Raw genomic sequence first — 24431 nt, forward strand, 5'->3', positions numbered from 1 at the left:
TTGTGTTTTAATCACCGGCAACCGGTACCATCCTATTGATTCGCTCCGCCATTAACCAGCAGGTGTTGTCCGTTTACGAAAGAAGACAAGTCACTGGCAAAGAATTCGGCAATATTGGCCACGTCTTCCACTTCGGCCAGGCGTCCCATTGGGCAACTGTCGAGCAAAGATTTTCTGAGCTCAGGATAGCTTTCAGGATCAGCGAAGATGCCGGAATGATCAACTGCAAAAGGTATAATGGAGTTAACAGTAACGCCCCGATAACCGATCTCTTTCGACAACACATCAACCAGGTAGCGGGGAACGGTTTTACTGCCGCCATATACCGCCATGCCTTTAACCGGGAAGGCAGTGGTGCTGGAGGCCACATAAATGATGCGGCCATTGTTTTCAACAGTGAGGGCAGCCTGTTGCATAGTGAAATATGCACCTTTTGAGTTGATGGAGAACAGGCGGTCGAATTGTTCTTCGGTAAATTCGGTAACCGGGGTTTCAACCATTTCAATACCGGCATTGGCAACCACGATATCTATCCTGCCAAAAGCTTTCTTTGCTTCCTCGAACAGGCGTTTGATGTCGGACACCTTACTTACATCGGCCTGAACTGCAATTACGCGTGCACCCATCGCTGTGATGTTGTTCACTACTTCTTCAGCAGAAGCTTTATCACGGGAATAATTGATAACGATGTCGGCGCCCAGGGAGGCATACCGTTCGGCAATGGCTTTGCCTAAACCTCTTGCTGATCCGGTTATTAAGGCTACTTTGTTTTTTAAGGAGTTCATAACTGATGTTTTAAATGTTTTGATTTATTTTCTTTTTTGTTACACAAAGATGGCTTATGAACTATCCCCTGAACGTACAAGGATTACAGCAAGAGTTGCAAATTTCTAAGAATACTTACATTTGCTGTCCAGCCAGTACTAATTGAGCCACTATGGAACCAAAACAGATCCTGAGAGAACATGTAAGTAAGATTGCCACACTCAATGAGGAGGAGTTTGAGAACTTCTTCAACCGGTTCGAGCCCAAAGCCTATAAGAAGGGGCAAACCATTATTGCCGCAGGTGACAGGGTAGACCGCGAGTACTTTGTGCTGAGCGGCTGTCTCAAATCCTTTTATATAAACGATGACCTGAAAATGTTCATCCTGCAGTTTGCCATGCCTACCTGGTGGACGTCGGATTTTAATGCCCTGTACACGGGCGACAAAGCAACCATCAGCGTGGATTGTATAACCGACGCAGAAGTACTTAGCCTCACCAATGAAAGCCGGGAAGCGCTGTGCAGGGAAATCCATCAGGCGGAACATTTTTTCCGCTGGCGTACGAACAGGGGATATGTGGCTTCGCAGAAAAGATTATTGAGTATGATGAACAACGACGTGAAGCACCGGTATGAAGAACTGATGGCCCAATATCCCCAACTCTACCAGATTGTTCCCAAACAATTGATAGCGGCCTACCTTGGTGTTTCGCGCGAAACCCTCAGCCGCCTGCATCATTGACGAAAATGTGATCTACATCACAAACCGCTGGTACCCATTCAAATGTGATCTGCCTCACGCAATCACGCCACTAATCTGTCTCATCTTTGTGTGGTCAAAAAAAACACACAAAGAAATGAAAAATCAAAAATTCGAGATCGCCGTTGCTCAGAGCAATATCGATTGGACCGGTAGAAAAGTAACCGGCGCACATTGGGGAACTATTGCCGTTAAAAATGGTAACCTTTCAGTAAGTGATGGTAAATTAACTGGTGGTAAATTTGTCATCGATACTGCATCTATCAAGATCCTGGATGTATCCGACCCCGCTACCAACGCTCAATTTTTCGGCCACCTGGCTTCAGACGACTTCTTTTCTATTGATCAGTACCCCGAAGCTGATTTTGAGATCACTGCTGTGAATAACGATCACGTTACCGGAAACCTGACCATTAAAGGGATAACTCATCCTGTAAGTTTCGATGCCCATGTGAGCATCGCAGGTGATACCCTTACTGCCACTGGTAAACTGGTGGTTGACCGTACCAAATATGGGATCAAATTCCGTTCAGGTAATTTCTTCACCAACCTGGGTGATACCCTTATCTACAATGACTTCGATTTAAATGTAAACATCACTGCAAAAGCTGCTTAACAGCGGCTTTTGCCTAAAACTTATCTATATGCCATTCGTAAAAATTCTGGTAACCGATGAGGGCGTTACCCGCGAACAAAAACGACAACTCATTCAAGGTGTGACAGATGTGATCTCCGATGTATTGAACAAAGATCCACAGTTAACACACATTGCCATTGAGGAAGTAAATACCGATAACTGGGGATGGGCAGGCGAACAGATCTCCATATTACGTGAACAAGGCATAACAGCCGATAAAAAATAAAAAGATGAAAAAGCAAACTGTTATAATAACCGGCGCCTCTTCGGGAATAGGCAAGGAGGTTGCCAGGTATTTCCTGGAAAGAGGTGATAATGTAGTGATTAATTCAACTACAAAAGAGAAACTGGAAAAAGCTTACCAGGAACTGGGCGCTGGCCCCAACCTGGCCATGGTGGCCGGGGATGTAAGTAAAAAAGCAACCGGGGAAAAACTGGTAGCTACTGCAGTTGAAAAATTTGGTTCAGCCGATGTATTGGTGAATAATGCTGGTATCTTTGAAACCAAACCTTTCCTGGAAGTAGACGAAGCTTATCTTGACCGCTTTTTAACTACTAACCTGAAAGGTACCTACTTCACTACTCAGGCAGTTGTTCCGCAAATGCTGAAACAAAAGGGCGGGGTAGTGATCAATATAGGAACGCCGCTCGTATATCACGCATTAGGCGGAGTTCCCATTACTGCACCCATGGCCAGCAAAGGCGCCATTCACGCATTGACGTTACAATTAGCCGCCGAGTTCGGCAAACAGAATATCCGGGTTAACACAATTGCTCCCGGAACCATTCGTACCCCCATGCATGGCGATAGTGCCGATCAAACAGCCGGCATCCACCTGGTTAACAGGATAGGTGAGGCGGAGGATGTGGCAGAAATGATCTATACAGTAGCCAAAAGCAACTTCGTCAGCGGCGCCATTATTAATGTAGACGGCGGTTTCGGCGCCGGTCATAATTTGAATTGATATGGTAACATTCTTATTAATAGCTTTGTTGTCCTGCAGTAGCCAGGGCAACAAAGCACAAACCACTACAACAATGGAAACCATCCAAACAGATTCTGCAGCAATTGCATACGCACTGGAAGAAATTTACTTCAAAGGAATTTACGAAGGCAATATAGATCTGTTGACCAGGATCTTTCATCCCGGCACCTTGTTGTTTGGCGATGTAAAAGGACAGCCGTACGCCAAAACGCTGGAGGTGTATCTCGATGGTGTTAAGAATCGCCAAAGCCCCAAGGATTCAGGCAAGCCATTTAAAGGAACGATCCTGAATATAAAAGCGGTCAATTCAATCGCCATTGCCGAAGTATCGGTTAAGATGTATGATTTCGATTATCACGAGTTTCTTTCCTTTCATAGAATAGATGGTAAATGGCTCATTGTAAATAAAATGATCAGCGACACAAATAAATAAATCATAGGTCATGTGGTACAATACGAAAGCAACGGAAATGCTGGGTATAGAATACCCGATCCTGCAAGGTCCCTTTGGTGGTAATTTGTCATCAGTTGAACTGGTGGCCACTGTATCCAATGCCGGTGGACTGGGTGGTTACGGTGCATATACAATGAGTCCACAGGAGATTTATGATATCGACAGGCAGATAAAAGCCGCTACCAGTAAACCTTACAATCTTAATTTGTGGGTATCTGATACCGATGCCGTTAATGGCAACATAACCGATGAACAATATGCACAGGCTACAAAACTTTTCAAACCGTATTTTGATGAAGCCGGTATTGCGTTACCGGAAAAACCCGCGCCCTTTAAATCCAGGTTTGAAAACCAGTTACAGGTTGTATTAGATATCCGCCCAAAAGTTTTCAGTTTTATGTTCGGCACTTTGCCGGCAAGCGTACTGGAACAATTGCGCAAACTTGGTATTGTAACAGTAGGCGCTGCAACTACGCTTGATGAAGCAATAGCACTGGAACAAACCGGTGTTGATATGATCATTGCTTCCGGCTTTGAAGCTGGGGGTCACCGCCCATCATTCATGGCAACAGCAGAGGCCTCCACCACCGGGACATTTGTACTGGTGCAACTGCTGAAAGAAAAAATTAAAACGCCTATCATTGCCGCCGGTGGTATTGCCAATGGCCGTGGCATTGCAGCCGCTTTAACCTTAGGCGCCGATGCAGCCCAGATTGGTACGGCATTCCTTGCCACAGATGAATCAAATGCATTGCCCATGCATAGAGAAATGCTGTTTAGTAACGCTGCCAAATACACTACGTTATCACGGGCGTTCACTGGCCGGCTGGGACGTGGCATTACCAGCCGCATAGCAAAAGATTTATCCGGTAAAGAAAATCAATTCCTCCCGTTCCCCCTGCAAACTACATTCATGTCATCACTGAGAAAGGCAGCCCTCGATAAACAGAAATGGGATATGATCTTATTCTGGGGCGGACAAATTGCCCCGATACTAAAGCACAGAAAGGCAAAACAATTAATGGATTCGTTGATTGAAGAAACCACTGCCCACTTCAATGATGTAAAAAAACATTAAAACGAATTGTATGAACACCTCAAAAGTATGGTATGTTACCGGCGCCTCACAGGGGCTCGGACTAACCCTGGTAAAAAAATTATTGGAACATGGTTACCGCGTTGCCGCTACGTCGCGCAACGTACAAAAGTTAAAAGAAGCAGTTGGCGTTATCGATTCCGAACGGTTCCTGCCCCTGGTAGTTGATCTGAATAACCTGGATTGCATCGATGAATCTGTTCAGCAAACCCTGGCAGCGTTCGGGCGAATCGATGTCGTAGTGAATAATGCCGGTTATGGGATGACGGGAACCGTCGAGGAATTGGAAGAGAAGGAGATCAGGACCATTTTTGATGTGAATGTTTTTGCCGCTATCAACGTTGTTAAGAAAATACTACCTCAGCTACGGAAACAACGCTCAGGATACATTATAAATATTGGCTCGGTGGCCGGCTTTGTAGGCGCACCCGGCTGGGCTGTTTACAGCGCTACCAAAGCTGCGTTGGCCGCTTTTACCGAAGTGCTTGCATTAGACCTGAAAGAATTTGGAATTAACACAACCGTGGTGGAACCATCTGGTTTTCGTACCGGTTTTCTGACCACCGATTCACTCGCCTATAAGGCAAGTAAGCTCGATGGTTACGAAGCCGTTAAAGAAACGGCAAAACGTTACCTGGAAGGCAATGGTATTCAACCTGGCGATCCCGATAAAGCATCGGAGATCTTAATTGAACTGGCCGAAAGCGATCAGCCGCCGCTGCATTTGTATCTAGGACGGGACGCTTACAACCGGGCGGCGAAGAAACTGAATGCAATGACAACCTCCCTCGAAGAATGGAAGACTGTCAGCATCGCTGCCGATTTTCAAACTGTAAAAGATTAAATAAATATGCGTATTTGACGGGTGCTTCTAAAACTTCGGGCAAAAAGGCAGGATTTAAAAGAAAAATACAAATAAGCACCTGAACAGTCTACCGGAAGATTTTACATAAGGTATTAATTATCACTTATATGAGTTGCAGCATAAATGTGACAAAAAATTCTTTGTTTCATAAGGGCCAGAGTATTTATCCTTTCCAATTAAGAATGTATTTTAGCGACCTTAAAAACAAACTATGGCCAAAGAAACCATTGTAAAAGAAAATCCAGTGATTGACGCATTAAGAAAACTGAAAGAAGAAGAAATGGAGATTGCAGCGAAATTGAAGCCTATCCAGGAAGCGATCAGCGCCCTTGAAAAAATTCTCGACAAGTCTTCTAAAAAGGCCCCTAAGCCTTCAAAAGAAGCTTCTAGCGAAACTGCAGCTGAAGAAACTGCACCAGAGGCAGCAGAAGAAGAAGCTACTGCATAAGTACACCAGGCTGGCTGACTCTCTGAACCAGACCCGCATAAGATCAAGTCTTATGCGGGTTTTTTTATATCATCTTGTAACCATGAAATTCTTTAAATATGCATATGCAATCAATTGATACCAAAAAAGCCCCGACAGTACCGTCAGGGCTTTTTAATTATTTGTACAAACAGCGACATTTATTTTGCAATAGCCGTATTAGCTTGATAGTTGGCGTACCACTTGCCCAGCTCAGTTAAATTCCCATTGGCATCTATCAAAGCAGAAGACCACATTTGCGGGCTTTTAGGATCGCCCGAGAACCAGGCGTAACGTTTCACATAATCCAGCGCTTCCAGTTTGGGCAATATACTTTGCATAAAGGTTAGTACCTGTGCCGGGGAGTATGGATTTTTATCTATCGTTGTTGCGCTCCAGTCGGCTGGTGCAAATTCGGTGATCCAGATAGGAAGTTTGTATTTATTGTAAACTGTCTTTATTGTGTTGAGATAAACACTGGTATCACAATTGGCATACATATGCACACAGATGAAATCAACCCGTTTGCCCTGCAATTTGCAGGAATCGAGGAAGTCATAGATCCACTGACTGGTAGGCCAGTCAGCAGCAGGGCTGCCCAGGGGTAAACCAAGACTTTCCAGTTGTGGCCACAGCTTTAATGCCTGTGATACCGACATATTCGATTGACCGCCGTTATTAGGTTCATTAAACCCTAATACATATTTTATTTTACCGTCATCTTTCAGCTTTTTCACTGCAGCCAGATTATTAGTATTTACATCGTTTGCTCCCCAGAACATGGGAACAAACTCACAATTTTGGGGAGAACCGGTTGGCAGCTCTTTTCCCCAGGTGTAAAACCAGAATGGCTTCAGGGCCAATACATCGCCATTCCAGGTACCGTACTGCATGTTTGTTGAGAAATCAGCTCCTTTTTTACCAGAATTCTGTGATGGGTTATTGTCAGTTGAATTGGAGTCTTTTTTTGAACAGGCGCCCAGGGATAAAACGATTGCCAGGGCAGGAATCAAATAATAGCGGGTCATTCTTGATTTGGATTTTACAATAGAACGGATTAAAATAAATTATTGCTCTCCGTTAGCAGCAATATTGGTGCCGTATTTTGCAGGTTACCATATGTAATAATTATTGCATGTTTGGGCGTTGAGCAAGCTAAAAGAACTTCTCCATACTCAGTCCATAACTCAAAAACAGATTCTCTGTAGAAGTAATGTTCTGGCGGTTGTAGTTGAACGAAGTGGTGAAGTTGAGCCATTTATACAGCTTGATGGAGAAGTTGGCCCTTAGCTTCAGGATATAATCATTACCATCAGAAAAAGAAGGCTGATAAAAGTTGATGCCATCGAAGCGGAACTTTTCCTTAATAATAAACCGGTATTTCAACCGCAGGGAATTGCGAATGGTTTGGTAACTGGTTTGTCCCTTGGCATCTGGAATGCTCAGATCGGTGGTTTCAAACATAACACCGTCGCTTAGTTCCAGGTTGGCATTATCCGTATTTACAAAAGTATATCCCAGTCCCGCACCGGCCTGAAACCGTTTATCAAGCTTTAAAGAGAAACTTTTTTCATAACTGGTTAATGCCCAGTAATAAAATTTCTGAACGCCCTTTAATATATCCAGGTTGAGTATACCCAGGAAGTCGTCATTCGTTTTTGCAGTGGGGTTTTCGCCATATACATGGCTGGCCATGCTATTGATGGAAAACTTCTTTTTACTTACCTGGAACGTCAACGAATTGTTCAAAAGGTAAGTGCTGCCTGTCGTATTCGTTCTGTTTAAATTACCCGTTCCTGAGAAATTTGCATAGTAGTGAACCGTATCACTAAACTGGGCGAAACCTGCCAGTTGTATGTTGCACAGGCATATTACTATCAATAAGGCACACTTCACAGTCATAGTCAAATATAGTTTAAACCAAAAAAAAACATGCCATGCTACCACTTCCATTTTTTATAAAGGCAGGAATGATTTTTTGTGCAACAATATAAAATAAATCATTAGCTATGAAAGCAATTTTACTGACCATCGCGGCCGGAAGTATTCTGCAACAGCTGGTGCTTGAGAACCAGGTTTTACTCGGCAGTGTGAATGCCAGCATTCATCATTATAGCCAGGCCGTTGAATATTTGCAATCTGCCAATGCGACCTGGCCTGATGAAATTCAAAAGGTCATAACGGAGAAGATACCCTACACAAAATTTCGCGAGGCATTATTCATCCATGATCCTGAGGAGATCAAGGTGATTATTGACTGGAGTTAATTCAAATTTCATATAAAAAATACGGATGCGCGTAGCCGGATTTTTTCAGCACATGTTTGGCTACATTAAATACTTTTACTTTACCGGCAATGCTTCCTTCCAGTTTCCCTACATGCGCATGCCCATGAAACACCACTTCCACATTGCGGCGTGATAACGGTTCTGCCAATCGCGAAGAACCCAGGAATGGAAAGATCTGTTCCGGCTCACCCTGAACTGTTTCTTTTATGGGCGAATAGTGCAGCAGGGCTATCTTTTTTATATTGGCATGTTCCTGGTCAAGACGGGCAAGTGCGCGATCGAGATGTAATGCTTCTTCAACAGCTTCCTGAACAAATGATTTCATGGCGCCTTCGCCAAACATCGACAACATGTGGTTATCGAAGCCGCCGCCAAAACCCTTCACGCCCGCAAAGCCAACACCTGCAATCACCACCGCTTCTCCATCCAGGATGTGCACGTTGTGATGGTTTTGTACGATCTGCCTGATGAGTTTATGCCGGCTTTTTTCATGATCGTGGTTACCGAGCACTCCAACAACCGGGATCGAACACGACTTTAATTCCTCAACGAGAACATGCGCTTCCGATTCGTCACCGGTATCAGTAAGATCGCCACAGATGGCGAGCACATCGGCATTTTTTGAAACGTCACTGAAAAAATCAACCCATTTGCCTTTATCAGTATCCCTTATATGAAGATCGCCAACAGCGGCAATACGTGTTTTATTTTCACCGGCCATAATCAAATTGTTTTAATGGTACATGTTTTATAACCCCATTCCCTGATGTCGATCTCGTACTGCGTTTGATCTATTACCGGGCCCCTGCATACTTTTTCCAGGGGCGCGGGCAATACATATTGATCTGCTGCCTTTGCAAGCAACTCATCAAAAAGCCATTTGGGAATGATGGAATGAAATTCTGATGGATATACGAATTGAAAGGAAAGGAGCTGACTTAATAAAAGATGCCAGTGCAGGTCCATTTTACGCGCCAGCCTTTTCCAGTCGAAGTTTTTTCCCTGTTTCAGGATCACATGGTTGATATCGGCTCCATCAAACCGTTCGCGGTTCTGCACATAAATTTTGCACCACACCAGCTCTTCTGGCGAGAGCATTTTAACCTTGTAACCCATAAAATCAGCATCGTGCGCGCGTTGCAGCCATTCTTCATCAACGCGGCAGGCGCTGTTAGGCGTGTCGAAAAGGATATCGATGTAGTAGTCGTCTTTAAATATTTTGGCCAGCCAGCGAATATCTGTGAGCTCGGTACGAAAGCCTTTTGACGCGAAATATTTTAATATTTTGGGGTATTCACTCGCCAGACAAAACACATCCAGATCCTTGGTATTTCTGAAAATGCCGGTATGGTGAAAGATGGCAAAAGCGCCGCCAAGCATATACCGGGCGCCGCTTTCCTGCAGCAGTTGAAGGGCCTCGCGGTAAAAGTCAACGGCTTCCTGATTCTCCTGTTCTCTTAATGTTGTCATGTGATATTTTTAGCAAAATCGTTGCCTGACCGGTGCCAGAGTTCTTCCCCGGATTGGGGAAACCCGGTTGGCTGGATAAGTATGGGGAAAGGCTAAATTTTATGATTTCCTTTTCTTTCAGAAGATTATATTAGCATAACGCCACCCGAACGCCTGATCGAAATTAAACCAAACATGCCCAGATTTGTAGCTATTATTACACTGCTTTTTTCCGCTAAATTTATCTATGCTTAAAAAAGTTTCCTTGAATATAAAAAGGGAAGGAAGGTGATTTCCCGGTTTTGGGAGGGCTCCGAGATCGCTTTTCTGGGAAGCGGAGGGGAGTGGGAAAAAGGTGTAATAAGAAAGCTACAACGCGATTCAATATTCATCCAGCCTTCTTATGTTCGCTATTACCTGATGGGCACAGATACAATTACATTAAACACGATCGGATTTTCAATTAACGACATTTACGCAATGCCTAAAAGGGGAATGTTGATCGATTATAAGAATGGGAGTTTCCAGATAAACAGGGCCGGCGGACATGTACACTTTTACTGGATAAAGAGCGGCGCCATATTCAGGTATGGAGCCGCAGCATACCTGGCAGTTGCCCTGATAAACAGCATTAATAGTGAAAACAAAGTAACTGGCGGGGAAGTGGCCATCAGTGCAGGTGTATTTGCATTCGGCGTACTCCTGAAATGTTTATATAAGCCGTATTTTAAAATAGGAAGGAAATATCATGTAGAAGTTAAACGCATACCATGTATTTAGAAACGGAAAGACAAATATTGAAAGTATTTATCCAATAAAGTTTAACACATAATCACCTTCCTCTTGCGCTTTTGAAAAGAACGCTTTCATTTCCGCAAACTCCTGTTTCATGTGATTAATATTAAAGGCAATGTCTTCCTGGGTTTCCGTATTCCAAAGCTCAGGATAAATGCCTTCTTTGTTCAATTCATCGGCATTAAACAATTCTTCTAATTTGTCAATACTAATGGAGTCGAGAAATGCGGCTATTTCTGTTACCTTGTCAGGATTGTTATAATAAATAGCATTACTTTCAAAATTAAAATCCTCCGGAAGGTTGTCCATGTCCAGCTTGTCGAAGTCGATTTCTTCTCCTATATGGGGAATGGGATAAAAGATCTGCTGTACCAATTCTGTGTTAGATTTGTTTTGTCCTTTCGATAAGACAAAACGAAAACCCTCAAATGTTTTTTGAAATGATACATCTCCTTTTGAGGCAAATGAACTGATATTTTCAGGGTGCTCCTGTATTTTAGGAAAGTCGTTTTTATCAATTCTGTATAAGGTGGCGGTTTGTCCCATAATGAGTAATATTTTTACAGCTGTGTTTTAGGTAGCTTTGAAACGTCAGGAAAGGCATCATTATCAATCGGCTTAAAATTTATCTTTGAGGCAGTAGCAGTAGATACATTCCCATCACCCTCTATAATATATTTTAGAAAAACAGATTTCGTTTACTACAAGTGCTTTCATGAACCCAAAATACATAAAACCATACAAATGTGCTGTATTTTATTCAGGCAGTAATAAGCCACTACTGCCATTCGTTTTGTGGGTTGCTCAGTCCATTAAAAAAAGTAAACCTATACATGGTTTAGGGAGTTTTTCTTAAAATTGAAAATTAATAAAAGGAATGGTTCTTTTGCCAATCCTATTTAAAAGCCCGATTGGCAGGTTAGGCATTTGGATACCGGATTTTTCATGATCGCTAAGAAAGCAAAAAAAACGGGCAAAATCAATATTTTATACAAGTATAAAAATTTAGTAACTCCCGCGTAAGGAAAACTAACCTCGTTAATAAAGTTGATTTTATCATTCAAAATACCTTTTGAATAACCTGGCCGCTATTTCCCAGTTGGATTGTTCCGGATCATCCTCGCTAATGGTTTCATTAAATTGCTCAACGCGAAGTATACAGTTATGACAGAATTTCTCGGGGTTATCATTTTTACATTCCTGTAATTTGCAGTAATGAAGCGCTTGCCTGATTTGCTGAAGTGATAACTCGTAATCCTTCATGGTTACATTAATGTCCTCATGATATACATCAACCAGGCTTACAATATCTCCCACCGCCAGTCTTCTGCTTTCAATTCTTGGTTGTCCCGAAAGACAATCATGTGTACATACTATTTCAGGAAATCTTTTATAAATTGTTTTCGTCCAAAGCTGTTCAAATTCATCCCTGTTAATCTCATTAAAGCCATCCAGTTCTATAGGTGATTCAGAGAGGCCGCCAAATTTATCATCAAGGTATTCCAGGTCATATTTTAATGCTATTCCATTTTTGAAAATCTGCATTTGTCTTAATACATTAAACCGTCCGTCTGTTTCAAAATAGAATGTCGAGTTACCCCAACCATCGGTAAGATCTCCTGTAGGTTCGTCCCATTCTCTTTTAAAATAGTATGATTCCATAAATGCATTTTAATTTTCTCCTTCAGCTCTGGCAAGTAGATAATTACGTATGAATGCTACCAGGTCGGTCAGTTTCCCTTCAGAATTAGTTAAAGCTAGTTGTAAAAGACTCTCTGCTTTTTCATCGTATGGGATTTGTTTAGTCCATAAAAGCTGATCCAATACACCAAGCCCCCAACCCATTACGTTCTGATCATTTAGAAACTCTTCTATCCAATCGAAAGAAACAGGATGCGCTAATTCTTTAATTAACCAAACGGCTCTGTTGGCCCGTTCGCCTTCAGAAGACTTATATACGCCATATGCGTAAATTGCTGTATTATGCGAATGAATCAAACACAGGCAATTGGTAGCGATCTCACTTCCTCGCTTAAAGGAAATAATGTGCTCTACGGTATGCCGCATCCATTCTTCCCCCAGGATTTCTTCTAACGCAGCCTTACCATAGCTGTCACCGCCTGATTCAGATCCATCATGGTGTAGCGATCCAACTTTTAGAGCTAATTCTTTCCAATTTGTAGTCATAAATAATATAACCGGTTAAAAACCTATAACTCAAATATAACAGCTATTTTAGAAAACGAAATGGACATAAGAAAGCTCATACCCCAACATAAAGACGACCAAAAGGTAATAGAAAGCCTTAAGCAACTTTCCTTTGAAGAAATTAAACCTATTATTCCTGACTTACTGGAGTGGCTTCAGGACATTAACTGGCCAATAGCGGGGCCTGTTGCAGACATATTAGAGCCCTTTTCTGACAGTATTGTTCCTGATATAATTAAGATACTCAGGACAAATGATGGGCTTTGGAAGCTGTGGATATTAACGACGCTTGCAAGGACAACTAACATATATCTTCAGTACTTTTCACGATAAATAAGCAACTTATGCGCAAAAGTTATGCACTTATGTGTCAATGTTATGCAGGGTTGTCCAAAAGTTAAGCAGGTTGCGACAATGTTTATACAGTTTATTCCAATGTTTAGTCAGGTTGCTCAATAGTTAGTGAGATTACTCCAAATGTTGGTTCGAAATGCCACATAGTTAGTCCTAAATGCGGCATCTTTAATGAGATATGCCACAAAGTTTGCAATATGTGGTAAAATCTTTAAAGAAAGCAGCAACCTCCGGTTGCTTCAAATTCAATCTGTGTCCAGAATTTCCAAATCCTTTGACGGATCCTTTGTCGCCCAAAAACAAAAAACCCGTACAAAATCAATATTTTATACGGGTAATTAAACTTTCGTTACTTTCTAAAATGAACGTGAGAGTGGTCTCGTCCAGAATCGAACTGGAATATCAAGTTCCGGAGACTTGCGTACTATCCATTGTACTACGAGACCTAAAGGGCGGCAAATCTACGCTAAAATTGCCAAATCTCCGAAAGGTTGATAATTAATACGCCAATTGTGGCGAAAAAGACCCCCGCAGCCCGAAACCAGGCATCAGTCACGCATGGATGATTTTGTATATTTGAATATGAAGTTGCCCCCCGGAAAATGGTTCCTATCAATCGCATTTATCACCCAGTTTTTATTCTGGCTTACCAGCTTGTTACTGGTGATATATGTGGCGGCTAATAATCAACAACGGGAAAATGTAGTGCTTTATTCCGGGTTGCTGATGGCCTGCCACCTCGCCAATTTTTATGTTGTTTACAGTTTCCTGGTCCCGCATTACTATAAGAAAAATAATACGCTCCTGGTTTTGGGGTTAGTGGCCCTGGTAATAGTATTGACATTTCTCCGGGAAATGATCGAACGCCGCTTTGCGGATGGCTCCTATGTACTGGCGGCCAACTACCTGAATGGGAAAGCCGGATTGGGCGGTGTGTTGTTTGCCGAGATCTTTATTGCCGCCTTTGCCTTCCTGTTGCGGTTATCGTTGAATTATGAAATTGAGCGGGCAAGGGCTATCGAGTACCAGAATTTGCACCTGCAGTCAGAGCTCCGGTTTCTGAAAGCGCAGATAAACCCACATTTTCTGTTCAACACGTTGAATAATATTTATTCTTTGATCGTGGTGAAATCGGTTAAGGCGGAAACGGCTTTGATGCGGCTGTCGGACCTATTGCGTTATATGTTGTATGAAAGTACCGGAAAGGTAAATCTGCAGAAGGAGTTAAAGGTCTTATTCGCGTATATAGAACTGTTTCAATTACGGTTTGAACAAAAATTGCCTGTAGAAATTATTAATGAAGTGGATTGCCAGGTAGAAATTGAATCTCTGTTACTGGTGCCTTTCCTCGAAAACGCCTTGAAGCATTCTGCTATTGGAGTGCAGCCGGCAACGGTGCTGATGAAAATTACCAAACAGGGAGAAAATACCCTGCAGGTTTACGTGTACAACACCAAAGCCAATCCCCCCATTGAACAGGAAGTGGGCGGCATCGGGTTGGTTAATATTGAGAAACGATTGGAATTGCTTTACCCTGGTAAACACAAGCTGCTCATCGATGAAAATGAGCATACCTTCTCTGTTACCCTTACTATTGCTTTTTGAAATTACTTGGCTTGTGCTGCTCCTTTTCGGTGGTTACATGATGCAGGGTTTCGTGTACTAAACCAGCCGGCGTAACCTGTAACTGCATTACACAGCCATAGCTGATCTTGAAGGCGCCAAATGAATCAACCAGGGGCGTATTCGTAATATGCGATAGAATGCTTCTGATAACTCCGCCATGTGTAACAATGGCTACCGGGTGCGGCCCTTCGGCTATCCGGGTAAAACATTGCGTTACCCGGCTGTGCATTTGTATATAACTCTCTCCACCGGGGATGGCTACATTCACAAAATCTTTCATCCAGGGCTCGATCACCTCGGGTGGAATGGCATCCCAATGCACGCCTTCCCATTCTCCACAAGCCAGTTCCATCAAAGCGGGTTCCCGTTGAATGGACTGTCCGGGAAATAAAAAGCCCGCCAGTTTATGACAACGAATAAGCGGACTGCTATACACATGTTCAATACCCGCGGGCAGCACTTTCCGGATCTCGATGGCTTCTGCCTCAAAAGAATCTGTTACATCGATATTTAACTGGCCATAACAAATGCCTTTTGCTATAAGCGGGGTGGTATGTCGTATAAGGTAAATCATAAAACAAAGCGCCAGATGATAATCATGCTTAAATAAAAACTCAACTCACTTACCTGTTGAATAGCGCCCAGGCAATCGCCGGTATACCCACCAATCCATTTCTTAAAATACTTTGCCAGGCTGAATGCAATATACACCACGGGGATGATGGCCAGCAAAAATTGCCAGCTCATAAATGCAAAAGGGATCAATGCAGTAATAATGGGTACCAGCAATGCCGGGAACGTTGGCTTTTGGGCAGCTGTAGGTTTCGATTTACTGGTATCCGGGTCGCTTACATATTCATAATAGCGCATTACCAGCACAGGCATTAACCGGCTCAGGGAATGGGCGGCGAATAACGTGAGTAAGAAGTAGCGATAATTGTAAAAGATGTTTAAAGAGGGTTCGTGCAAACTGGGAGTGAACTTGGGTAATTCTTTTAACAGTAAGAATTTGCAGAACAGGACAGAGATCATGCCTATTACGCCATACGAACCCAGCCGGCTGTCTTTCATAATCAGCAGGATCTTTTCTTTCGTCCAGCCGCCGCCAAAACCATCACACACATCGGCAAATCCATCTTCATGAAAGGCGCCGGTGGTCAATATACCGGCAATGATAGATGCTGCTATCGCAACATCTTCACTGATATATTTATTAAAAATAAGAAAGGTAAGTCCGCTGATGGCGGCCACCATCCAGCCGATCAATGGAAAATAGCGCACAGATTTTTCCAGGTAATCCGGTGAATGATCGGTGAAACGCGGTACGGGTAACCGCGTCAAAAACATCATGGCCGTAAAAAATATGCGTAGTTCTTTTTTCATGATCGGTATTTAAGTATAGGATCGCTGGCGAAGAGGTTTTGGCGTTTGGCGTTCAGCCTTCAGCCTGCTGCGTGCTTACTCCCGCGCTTTCAAAGCTGGCCATTTCATTCAGGAAGTTAACAGCAGCATGGATCATAGGCATGGCTAATGCCGCGCCTGTGCCTTCGCCTAACCGCATGGAAAGATGCAGCAAAGGCGTAACACCAAGGTGTCTTAATATTTTTTCATGACCAGCTTCATGACTGGTATGGGCAAAAATACAATGCGCTATAAGTGACGACCAGCCAGGAGCAGGTGATGGTGGTTTGATGCCCCGGTAAATTTCATTGGCTATCAGCATGGCAGCGGTAGCAATAAAGCCATCTACCAGCACGATCATATTCATATGAACGGCTTCCAGGTAAGCACCGGTCATCATAGCGATCTCAAAACCACCCACCCGGGCTAACAGGTCAATAGGTTGTTGGTCTAAACTGCCCAATGCATGTTTATCATAAACCTGCTGCAGGGTGTTTATCTTTTGTTGTAGTTGGTCGTCGTTTAAACCAGCTCCCCGGCCCGTAAATTCAACAACTGGTAAACCGGTGATCGCACTCATGATAAGGGTGGCGGAGGAAGTATTGCCAATACCCATTTCACCAAAGCCAATACAATTGCAACCATCTGCTGCCAGTTGGCGAACGATCGATCTGCCTTTTTCGATGGCTTGCCCGGCTTCGGCAATGGTCATGGCAGATTCGGTCAGATAATTCTTTGTTCCATAACCTATTTTGGCATCGATCACATTAATGGGGCTGGAACTGAAATCATAATTCACGCCTGCATCCACCACCTTCAGGGTTAACTGATTTTGCCGGCAGAACACATTGATGGCGGCGCCGCCGTTTGCAAAGTTCAGCACCATCTGCGCAGTCACTTCCTGTGGATAGGCGTTCACCAACCCCGTTTTCGCAATGCCATGGTCACCGGCAAACACTACAATGTGCGGCTGTTTAACAACCGGTTTTGTCGTTTGCTGAATCAACCCGATTTGCAGGGCTATTTCTTCCAGCCGGCCCAATGCTCCCAATGGTTTGGTTTTATAGTCAATGATGTGTTGAAGCTGTTGTTGTAAATCTTTTTTCATTACTTATGCAGATAATAAATCACAAAAATAGAATCCATATTCCGAAGCCTGGTCCATAGGGCTGCAGGAGTCCTGTGCCTGTTGCGGCGCCTGGTAAGTTCGGTACACGATCTCGCCTTTGGTAAAGGGGATGGGGTGCTTAAAAATGGGACCATCAAAAACATAGGAATGGTATTCACCATTTTCACCACATACATCCACGTTAGCAGGCAGGTCACGCACAAATGATTCATCTATTATGCGGCCGCAAAAACTCTTGTCCAGGAATTTGGTGTTCACGCAAACAATGATGGCCTTGAAACCCAGTTGCAGGAATTCCTGCATCAGTTGCGCGGTTGATATTTTCCATAACGGAAACACACATTGAATATCAACCGTGGCCAGTTTTTCTTCCCGGTAACGTTTCAGGTCTTCCAGGAAGATGTCACCAAATACGGCATGGCTGTAGCCATTGTTTTTTAAGGCGGTCACTTTAGTCATCATCGCCTGTTCATATTCCTGCATGCCGGGTTGCTCGGGCAATTCAATGGTATGCAGGGGCAAACCAATAGCCGAGGCCTGCGCTTCCAGCAAAGAACGCCGGACACCGTGCATCGAGATCCTGTCATGCGCTGCATTCACACTGGTGAGCAAACAATCAACCTGGTACCGTTTATCCTGTTGTATATAATGTAAGCAGAGCGATGAATCCTTTCCTCCGCTCCAATTCATATAAGATTTTAAAGCTGCGTTCACAGAGTTACTGTTTGTTATTAAAAACAAGTGAATCTACTCACCACTGACCACTCATCCCTTGATCGTCATCGGTATCCCACTCACCATAAACACCACCTTATCCGCCTGCTGCGCTATGTACTGATTCATCCAGCCCTGCAGATCGGTGAACTTTCTGCCTATCTCGGTTTCGGCATGCATGCCCATACCCAGTTCGTTGCTGATGATGATATACGTATTGTTAGCAGTATCCAGCTTGTCTATTTCAAGCTTGCCCTGCTGCAGGCTGGCGTCGATATCGTATTGGGTGTCTGTAAAGAAATTGGTGAGCCATAAGGTAACACAATCCATCACTACCACCTTGCCCGATAGCGACAATCCACTGATGTGTTTTTCTTCTTCAATGCTTGTCCAGCGTTCATCTCTTTCCGACTGGTGGCGTTGGATGCGTTTTTCAAAATCATCGTCCCAATGGCGGGCGGTGGCTACATAAACAGGGTTGTTACTTAATTGAAGGGCCAGTTGCTGAGCATAGCGGCTCTTCCCGCTTCTAGCTCCCCCGGTTATGAATATAATTCCCCCTCCACCGGAGTGGGTTAGGGGGAGGCCCCCTTTATCGGGTGTTGCCATTAATAAAATATTTTTCCTGGAATAGCGTGTACTTCTGTTTTAATTCGAGCATGCAATTACGGCAAAGGCAATCGGTGTATTTTCCTTCTATAAATGTTTTTTCATCAGTAGTGAAGGTGATTCCAAAACACTGGCAATGCGTTACATCGCCCACTTTACATTCAAAAGGGGCCTGGCAACGCGGACAGGTTTTTTGTTCATGCTTACACATGTGCCGGTGTTAGTTGATGAAGCGGCTGGTATTTATGCTGCAGGTGTGCCGGTACGGTGAATATTGCAGGGTGAAACAACGCAGCCAGTAACTCAATGCCATCCGTTAAGGTGCTGGCGCTGGGCTGGGTGAACAGGTCGTAATCGGCCATAAACACCGCGTTGTTACGCACCGCTGTAAGCTGGGCCCATTCTTTTTTCTCGGTCAATAAGTGAATTTCTTCCCCGGTTCTTGCAATGGTAAACCCACAAGGGGCAATTACCAGTACTTCGGGATCGTACTTCACTATCTTTTCCCACATGGTAACAATGCTGTCGCCACCGGGGTTCGAGAGCATATCTATACCGCCGGCATAAGCTATCTGGTAAGGGATCCAGTGCCCACAATTGTAAATGGGCGCCAGCCATTCCATTACCATTACTCTTTTAGGCGGTGCTTTATGTAAACGCAAGCCATCTATGATGGCGTCAATTCTTTTTTGTAAGTCAGCCAGGTACCTGTAAGCTGCTTCTTCGCTGCCCATGGCAGTTGCAATGGTAACAGCGGTATTGAATACATCGTGCAGGGTGTTGGGGGTAAGCGGTATCAGCTGGGGGTGTTTTTCCAGTTTGGCCACGGCAGCTGCAGTACAGGCCGTATCGATCTGGCATACTTCACAAACATCCTGCGTAAATATAACATCGGGAGATATGGCCTGCAGCACTTCTTCATCTACATAATACAGGCTTTTACCCTGTGCTTTTGAGGCAGAAAAGATCTTATCTATTTCCGTGCTGCTATAGTTATTGCCTTCCAGTACGCAGCGTACTACTTTTTGTTTTTCGGCCAGCGCCTCATGCGGGCATTCAAACGTAATGCCCTGCAACAGGTGTTGCAAACCCATATCATAGATCATTCTGGTAGCAGCGGGGAGAAAGGAAGAAGCGGTCATGGGTAATGAAGAATTAGAAATGAAGAATGAGAAATACGGTAATTGAAAAGCAGTTTCAGGTTACAAGTTTCAGGTCGCCGGTTACCGGTTTCAGGTTTCTCAGTTTTCATCTCTGCCTTTTGCCCTTGCCTGCCTGCAACCTGAAACCTGCAACAGAAAGTTATTAATGAAGAGATGGTTGTAAAGAAGTATATCTTCTTTGCAGCCATTCAAACAAACCAAACAGAACAGCGCTGTAAATAGCTGTACCGGCCAGGAAACGCCATTCGTAGGGGATGGCAGTGATCAGGCGGGTGTAATACACAGGCAAAGAAAATTTATTATCAACCAGGCAGCCGCCAATATCGCTTACCAGCCAGTGAATGAGGGTTGACACAATAACTGCTATTGCAATATTTTTAATGGTGGCATCGCGAACGATCAGTTTACCGGCAATGGTCATCAGGGCAAAAGCGCCATACGTCCAGTACCAGCCTGAATACAATAAGCCAACACGGAACGGAGCGTAAACAGTGAACGACAATACCAGGTCGCTGATAAACAATGTCAGTAAAGGAAATGCAAACGGTTTTACATTACCTGTAAAATAAGCGCCGCCAAATAAAGCCATAGCGCCAATGGGAGTGAACACGGTAAGCGGGCCATAACCGTTAATGGCGAATAAACGCATGGCTGCTGTTATCAGGATAAAAAGCAGCAATATTGCGTTCCGCGGGTTGATCTTCAAAACTGACATAGTGTGTTGTTTTTGTAAATTATGTTTTACAGTTCAGGATGAACTTACAGATGGAGCCCAAAAGGAAATGAAATGGTCTTATGCAGTAAAGACTGATTTCATCCCGGCCTTTCACCCGAAAGCTCGTTGATGCAAATGCAACTGGCAGGTCTTCTGGCTTGTTCTCTGTTATTAAACCTTCCCATCGATAAGGCGTTCCGCCGGCATCAACAGTGGTATGGAGTTATAAACAGTCGTGAAACGTGAAAGGTGAAAATATAATCCCAATTTTCATGTCTTCCATTTGCCGTTTCACGGCAAGAACTCACAGCTACGGGGATAGCACCGGATTTAAACCGGTTTCCCTTTTAATCCGCCTCCTGGCGGAACCAATTACGAAGCAAAAATAGGGGGTGTTGCCCTTCCATCAATATATTTTTTTAATACATTGGTGAAAAACAATATCTCCGGTTATGAAATTGTTAATCAAAACATTAAAGGGCCGCTAAAACCTGTACTGAAACGAAACGCCGCCAAAATAATTCCTGCCCGGCGCGGCATTGTAATAACGGCCGCCAGTGACATTAATATCGTTCCCCAGGCTATAGGTCATATCAAACAAGTTATCTACCCCGGCAAATACATCCATCATAATAGTTTTACTTAACCCGGTGCGCCAGCCTGTGCGACCGCCAGCCAGGTTATAGGAGCTGGCCATATCGGTATTGGCATCGTTCAATGCCAGCACATCGTTGTAATACCAGGTGAGGTTAATGTACCAGCCCGGGCGGGTACTAACATCCAAACCGGCGGCAACCGTGTGTTTGGGAACACCCGGTAATTTGTTGCCTGAATAATCAGTGGCAACCACTTTAAAATCCTGGTAGCGGAAATTATTATACGTATGGCTGGCCCAGATGCGGGCGTTGTTTATAAACCGGTTCTTATACGGCAAAAGCTGATAGCTGAGTTGTGACTCAATACCCCGTTGCCTGGTACTTCCGGCATTGGTAAAATAGTCGGCCCCGCTGGAATCGCGCCGTTGTACAATGGCATTACGCAGCTCATAATAAAATGCATTCACTTCCACATACAGGCGTTGCTGCAACCAACTGCTTTTAAGACCAACTTCATAGTTCAGGCCATGTTCAGCCTGCAGGTCGGGATTAATAATGCTGGTGGATGGCAATATTTCTGCTGTACCGGGTGGCGAAAAGCCACGCGATACACTGGCATACAACAGCAGTCCCGGAATAACCTTTTTTGAGATCGCAACCCGGGGCGCCCATTCACTGTTGAAGGTAGCATGGAGCTTTCCGGTTTCGGGCCCGGTAAGCCGTGTAATGGTGATGGATGATTTGTTAATGCTTACGCCGGCGCTTACCGACCAATCGCCCCGCAGGTGAAGATCACCCTGTACAAAACCTGAGTAAATGTAATTGTCGATATCGTCATCGGTTTGAACCGTGTCGGGGTTGCCGCCAACATTCCTGAATGTTTTAGTGTTGAAAAATCCACGTTGTCCTTCGCCGCCAAATGATACCTGCAAACTGTTTTGTTCCCATTGTTTATTTAACGTGAACATAGTGCGGCCGCCAAAATGTGGCTCGCTTCTTCTTTCATAATTACGGAAGGTGGGGTTTTTTACATTGGAAAAAGCGCCATATACCACCGTCGTATTCTGAAAGTTTTCATTAAACCGGTATTGATGATTGATGCCTGCTAAAAATGTTTTCTGGTATATAGCAGCATGGGCATCCTGTGCACTGGGAAAAGCCCCTGCCGCCGGCCGGGCCGCACGCGGATTGGCCTTGTATTGGGCAGCCGTTAACCCACCGGGTGTTTGATAATAAAGGTCGCCATACAACACCGAAGCCGACAGCTGTTGTTTATCATTTGCTTTCACCAGCGTTTCCCAGGTAGCCACATCGCGCCGCATTTGGGTATTGTCACGGTAACCATCACTGGTTTGATGGGTATAGCCAAATGTATTATTATGATCACTATCGCCCAGCGTAACCTGCGCATTTATGTTTTGCAAATTATAGCTGCCAGTGGTATAGTGCAGGTTTATGCCAGCCGGCCGTTCGTTGTTTTGACTGTTAATAAGTACCGCGCCACCCGTGCCCGCGCCATATAAACTGCTGGCCGGTCCTTTCAGTACTTCAATGCTGTTGACATTATAAAAACTGAGTTGATTGAGATACGTATTACCACCTGGGTCGGTGAAGGGAATTCCATTCCAGTAAACTTTTACATTGCGCACCCCAAAAGGCGAACGCAGGGTACTGCCGCGTATGTTTAACCGGTAACTGCCGGGCGAGCGTTCTTCCATATGCACGCCAGGCGTGGCGTTCAGGGCAGGTAACAGGCTTGTATTATTATAGCGTTTTAACTGGTCGGTATTGATGACATTGATGGCGGCGGACACTTCTTTTAATTGCCGGTTTTGCTCATATGCTTTCACCACCACTTCCTGCAATGTGCGGGTGGTATCGGGTGACTGTTTATTTTGTGCATGCAGCGGGCAGGCTGCAATAATTGCCAATAAGATAAGGATACAGCTTTTAATCATCATTGCATGAATTAGTTCCTAAAGGTAAACGCAAAATATTATTAACTTCCATTAATGAAGTCCACCACCCGTTTAAATCTGTTCGATCTAACTATGATCGTCGTCAGCCTGGTTATAGGCATGGGCATTTTTCGTACCCCGGTAAATGTAGCGCAGCAGGCAGGTTCGGCCCGGATGTTTTTTCTGGCCTGGATCGTTGGCGGGCTTATTGCCTTATGCGGGGCGCTGACCTATGCCGAAATTGGCTCCAGGTTACCGGTAACCGGCGGTTATTACAAGATCTTCTCCTATTGCTATCATCCCTCTATTGCCTTTGCCATCAACTGCATCATCCTGGTGTCAAACGCGGCTTCCCTGGCAGGGGTGGCCCTGATCGGTTCAGAATACCTGGCCAATGTATTGTTTAAGGGCAGCAGTAATATCAATACCATCAAGCTTATTATTTCTACCATTGCGGTGATCACCTTTTATGGCGTGAACCTGCTGGGGTTAAAAATGAGCGCCCGCACCCAGAATGTGCTGACGGTGATAAAAATAGGCGTGGTGGTTTTTTTGATAAGCGCTTTATTTACTGGCGACTATGCAACTACGTATACACCAGCCCCGGTGGCAGCACCCGATTTCATGAGTATGTTAAAGGCCTTCGGGGCCTGCCTCGTAGCCGTTAGTTTTACGTATGGCGGCTATCAACAAACGATAAATTTCGGAGGCGAGGTGCAGAATCCTTCAAAAATTTTACCAAAAGGAATATTTTTTGGCATAGCTATCATAATGTTGCTGTATATTACAATTAATTACACCTATTACAAGGTGATAGGTTTTGGAACTTTAAAAGGAGCACAATCCATAGCTGCCATACTCGCCGGTAAATTGTTTGGGGAAAAAGGATTCACCATTCTGTCGGTACTCTTGTTCCTGTCTGTGCTGGCCTATGTTAATGTATTGTTGATGAGTAACCCCCGTGTTATGTATGCAATGAGTGAAGAAGGCGTATTACCGGCTGTATTTAAAAGAGTAAGCACAAAAAGAAATGTAATTGTGGTTTCACTGACTGCTTTTGCAGCGCTGAGTCTTGTTACATTATTCTATGGCAAATCGTTCGACGAAATCCTTAATCACACTATTTTTTTAGATTCTATTGGTATGGCCACGTCGGCAGGTACTATTTTCATTTTGCGGAAAAGGGGAGTGGGTGGCGATGCAAAAAATAGTTATCGCATGAAGCTGTATCCGTTGCTGCCGCTGATCTTTATTGCAGCATACCTGTTTATAGGAACCAGCATAGCTATCAATACGCCCAAAGCGGCGTGGGTAAGCGCATTAACGTTCGCAGTATTTTTCGCACTGTATTTTGTGTTACGTATAATCAAGAAATCTCCTCAACCAAACTAAAGTCA

Annotated in this window: 30 protein-coding genes, 1 tRNA gene and 1 riboswitch; of the genes, 13 read left to right on the forward strand and 18 right to left on the reverse strand. The window is 44.1% G+C overall.

The features are described from left to right. Positions 1-32 precede the first annotated feature (32 nt). Entirely contained in the window at positions 33-785 is a 753-nt protein-coding gene (locus NIAKO_RS33550; RefSeq protein WP_014222947.1) for an SDR family oxidoreductase, read from the reverse strand. Positions 786-937: 152 nt separating this feature from the next. Between NIAKO_RS33550 and NIAKO_RS33555 the strand changes: the two genes are divergently transcribed. The 8 genes from NIAKO_RS33555 to NIAKO_RS33590 all read left to right on the forward strand — a co-directional run bounded on the left by NIAKO_RS33555 (position 938) and on the right by NIAKO_RS33590 (position 6011). Next, positions 938-1507 (forward strand): Crp/Fnr family transcriptional regulator, encoded by a 570-nt coding sequence (locus NIAKO_RS33555; RefSeq protein ID WP_014222948.1) that lies wholly within the window; start codon positions 938-940, stop codon positions 1505-1507. Between the two features lie 115 nt (positions 1508-1622). Beyond that, on the forward strand, positions 1623-2141 hold the full coding sequence (locus tag NIAKO_RS33560; protein ID WP_014222949.1) for a YceI family protein: 519 nt from the start codon (positions 1623-1625) through the stop codon (positions 2139-2141). A 28-nt stretch (positions 2142-2169) separates the two neighbouring features. Beyond that, positions 2170-2388 (forward strand): tautomerase family protein, encoded by a 219-nt coding sequence (locus NIAKO_RS33565; RefSeq protein WP_014222950.1) that lies wholly within the window; start codon positions 2170-2172, stop codon positions 2386-2388. A 4-nt stretch (positions 2389-2392) separates the two neighbouring features. Next, the gene (locus tag NIAKO_RS33570; RefSeq protein WP_014222951.1) at positions 2393-3127 is read left to right on the forward strand and encodes an SDR family NAD(P)-dependent oxidoreductase; all 735 of its coding nucleotides are present in this window, start codon (positions 2393-2395) and stop codon (positions 3125-3127) included. Between the two features lies 1 nt (position 3128). Continuing rightward, the gene (locus NIAKO_RS33575; protein WP_014222952.1) at positions 3129-3581 is read left to right on the forward strand and encodes a nuclear transport factor 2 family protein; all 453 of its coding nucleotides are present in this window, start codon (positions 3129-3131) and stop codon (positions 3579-3581) included. 10 nt (positions 3582-3591) lie between these two features. Further along, the gene (locus tag NIAKO_RS33580) at positions 3592-4680 is read left to right on the forward strand and encodes an NAD(P)H-dependent flavin oxidoreductase (protein WP_014222953.1); all 1089 of its coding nucleotides are present in this window, start codon (positions 3592-3594) and stop codon (positions 4678-4680) included. A gap of 10 nt (positions 4681-4690) precedes the next feature. Next, positions 4691-5542 carry an SDR family oxidoreductase gene (locus NIAKO_RS33585; protein WP_014222954.1) on the forward strand — a complete coding sequence of 284 codons (852 nt, stop codon included), beginning with the start codon at positions 4691-4693 and terminating at the stop codon, positions 5540-5542. A 232-nt stretch (positions 5543-5774) separates the two neighbouring features. Beyond that, complete coding sequence (locus NIAKO_RS33590; protein WP_014222955.1) at positions 5775-6011, forward strand: hypothetical protein; 237 nt, start codon at positions 5775-5777, stop codon at positions 6009-6011. A 179-nt stretch (positions 6012-6190) separates the two neighbouring features. Here the strand turns inward: NIAKO_RS33590 and NIAKO_RS33595 are convergent, their stop codons facing one another. Beyond that, a complete protein-coding gene (locus NIAKO_RS33595) occupies positions 6191-7057 on the reverse strand; it encodes a glycosyl hydrolase (RefSeq protein WP_014222956.1) in 867 nt (288 codons plus the stop codon). 127 nt (positions 7058-7184) lie between these two features. Next, the gene (locus NIAKO_RS33600; protein WP_014222957.1) at positions 7185-7931 is read right to left on the reverse strand and encodes a DUF481 domain-containing protein; all 747 of its coding nucleotides are present in this window, start codon (positions 7929-7931) and stop codon (positions 7185-7187) included. A 107-nt stretch (positions 7932-8038) separates the two neighbouring features. Here NIAKO_RS33600 and NIAKO_RS33605 point away from each other — a divergent pair, with 107 nt between their 5' ends. Then, the gene (locus NIAKO_RS33605; protein WP_041347611.1) at positions 8039-8296 is read left to right on the forward strand and encodes an MDR/zinc-dependent alcohol dehydrogenase-like family protein; all 258 of its coding nucleotides are present in this window, start codon (positions 8039-8041) and stop codon (positions 8294-8296) included. Between the two features lies 1 nt (position 8297). Here the strand turns inward: NIAKO_RS33605 and NIAKO_RS33610 are convergent, their stop codons facing one another. Both NIAKO_RS33610 and NIAKO_RS33615 read right to left on the reverse strand, forming a co-directional pair. Beyond that, complete coding sequence (locus NIAKO_RS33610) at positions 8298-9038, reverse strand: metallophosphoesterase family protein (protein ID WP_014222958.1); 741 nt, start codon at positions 9036-9038, stop codon at positions 8298-8300. Between the two features lie 2 nt (positions 9039-9040). After that, positions 9041-9787 (reverse strand): nucleotidyltransferase, encoded by a 747-nt coding sequence (locus tag NIAKO_RS33615; RefSeq protein ID WP_014222959.1) that lies wholly within the window; start codon positions 9785-9787, stop codon positions 9041-9043. 267 nt (positions 9788-10054) lie between these two features. On the opposite strand from NIAKO_RS33615, the gene NIAKO_RS33620 reads away from it, so the two are divergent. Beyond that, positions 10055-10546 carry a hypothetical protein gene (locus tag NIAKO_RS33620; protein ID WP_014222960.1) on the forward strand — a complete coding sequence of 164 codons (492 nt, stop codon included), beginning with the start codon at positions 10055-10057 and terminating at the stop codon, positions 10544-10546. Positions 10547-10573: 27 nt separating this feature from the next. On the opposite strand, the gene NIAKO_RS33625 is transcribed toward NIAKO_RS33620, so the two are convergent. The 3 genes from NIAKO_RS33625 to NIAKO_RS33635 form a co-directional block, all read right to left on the reverse strand. Further along, positions 10574-11107, reverse strand: a complete 534-nt coding sequence (locus tag NIAKO_RS33625; RefSeq protein ID WP_014222961.1) for a DUF1877 family protein — start codon at positions 11105-11107, stop codon at positions 10574-10576. 510 nt (positions 11108-11617) lie between these two features. Then, on the reverse strand, positions 11618-12223 hold the full coding sequence (locus NIAKO_RS37435) for a DUF433 domain-containing protein (protein ID WP_014222962.1): 606 nt from the start codon (positions 12221-12223) through the stop codon (positions 11618-11620). 9 nt (positions 12224-12232) lie between these two features. After that, positions 12233-12748: a hypothetical protein gene (locus NIAKO_RS33635; RefSeq protein ID WP_014222963.1), complete on the reverse strand. Its 516-nt coding sequence runs from the start codon at positions 12746-12748 to the stop codon at positions 12233-12235. 60 nt (positions 12749-12808) lie between these two features. Here NIAKO_RS33635 and NIAKO_RS33640 point away from each other — a divergent pair, with 60 nt between their 5' ends. Continuing rightward, positions 12809-13102 carry a DUF5071 domain-containing protein gene (locus NIAKO_RS33640; protein WP_014222964.1) on the forward strand — a complete coding sequence of 98 codons (294 nt, stop codon included), beginning with the start codon at positions 12809-12811 and terminating at the stop codon, positions 13100-13102. A gap of 395 nt (positions 13103-13497) precedes the next feature. Here the strand turns inward: NIAKO_RS33640 and NIAKO_RS38860 are convergent. After that, positions 13498-13569 (reverse strand) — tRNA-Arg (locus tag NIAKO_RS38860). Positions 13570-13681: 112 nt separating this feature from the next. On the opposite strand from NIAKO_RS38860, the gene NIAKO_RS37440 reads away from it, so the two are divergent. Next, a complete protein-coding gene (locus NIAKO_RS37440) occupies positions 13682-14728 on the forward strand; it encodes a sensor histidine kinase (RefSeq protein WP_014222966.1) in 1047 nt (348 codons plus the stop codon). Here NIAKO_RS37440 and cobC read toward each other — a convergent pair. The 9 genes from cobC to NIAKO_RS33690 form a co-directional block, all read right to left on the reverse strand. Next, the gene (gene cobC, locus NIAKO_RS33650) at positions 14715-15323 is read right to left on the reverse strand and encodes an alpha-ribazole phosphatase family protein (RefSeq protein ID WP_014222967.1); all 609 of its coding nucleotides are present in this window, start codon (positions 15321-15323) and stop codon (positions 14715-14717) included. The two genes, NIAKO_RS37440 and cobC, sit on opposite strands and share 14 nt — an antisense overlap. Beyond that, complete coding sequence (locus NIAKO_RS33655; protein ID WP_014222968.1) at positions 15320-16132, reverse strand: adenosylcobinamide-GDP ribazoletransferase; 813 nt, start codon at positions 16130-16132, stop codon at positions 15320-15322. Before NIAKO_RS33655 ends, cobC begins: the two co-directional genes overlap by 4 nt. A gap of 52 nt (positions 16133-16184) precedes the next feature. Further along, on the reverse strand, positions 16185-17258 hold the full coding sequence (cobT, locus tag NIAKO_RS33660; RefSeq protein ID WP_014222969.1) for a nicotinate-nucleotide--dimethylbenzimidazole phosphoribosyltransferase: 1074 nt from the start codon (positions 17256-17258) through the stop codon (positions 16185-16187). 3 nt (positions 17259-17261) lie between these two features. Then, positions 17262-17969, reverse strand: a complete 708-nt coding sequence (locus NIAKO_RS33665) for a Dph6-related ATP pyrophosphatase (protein WP_014222970.1) — start codon at positions 17967-17969, stop codon at positions 17262-17264. Between the two features lie 75 nt (positions 17970-18044). Next, positions 18045-18602: a bifunctional adenosylcobinamide kinase/adenosylcobinamide-phosphate guanylyltransferase gene (locus tag NIAKO_RS33670; protein ID WP_014222971.1), complete on the reverse strand. Its 558-nt coding sequence runs from the start codon at positions 18600-18602 to the stop codon at positions 18045-18047. Then, entirely contained in the window at positions 18586-18813 is a 228-nt protein-coding gene (locus tag NIAKO_RS33675) for a cysteine-rich CWC family protein (RefSeq protein WP_014222972.1), read from the reverse strand. The genes NIAKO_RS33670 and NIAKO_RS33675 overlap by 17 nt, the downstream gene beginning before the upstream one ends. Beyond that, positions 18806-19744 carry an ABC transporter substrate-binding protein gene (locus NIAKO_RS33680; protein ID WP_014222973.1) on the reverse strand — a complete coding sequence of 313 codons (939 nt, stop codon included), beginning with the start codon at positions 19742-19744 and terminating at the stop codon, positions 18806-18808. The genes NIAKO_RS33675 and NIAKO_RS33680 overlap by 8 nt, the downstream gene beginning before the upstream one ends. Positions 19745-19907: 163 nt before the next feature. Then, complete coding sequence (locus tag NIAKO_RS33685; RefSeq protein WP_014222974.1) at positions 19908-20480, reverse strand: DUF6580 family putative transport protein; 573 nt, start codon at positions 20478-20480, stop codon at positions 19908-19910. A gap of 126 nt (positions 20481-20606) precedes the next feature. Continuing rightward, positions 20607-20868: riboswitch (cobalamin riboswitch) on the reverse strand. Positions 20869-20964: 96 nt separating this feature from the next. Next, the gene (locus NIAKO_RS33690; RefSeq protein WP_107685470.1) at positions 20965-23037 is read right to left on the reverse strand and encodes a TonB-dependent receptor; all 2073 of its coding nucleotides are present in this window, start codon (positions 23035-23037) and stop codon (positions 20965-20967) included. 51 nt (positions 23038-23088) lie between these two features. On the opposite strand from NIAKO_RS33690, the gene NIAKO_RS33695 reads away from it, so the two are divergent. Then, positions 23089-24426, forward strand: a complete 1338-nt coding sequence (locus NIAKO_RS33695) for an APC family permease (protein ID WP_014222976.1) — start codon at positions 23089-23091, stop codon at positions 24424-24426. Positions 24427-24431 lie beyond the last annotated feature (5 nt).

Source organism: Niastella koreensis GR20-10 (assembly GCF_000246855.1).
GTDB classification, from domain to species: Bacteria; Bacteroidota; Bacteroidia; order Chitinophagales; family Chitinophagaceae; genus Niastella; species Niastella koreensis.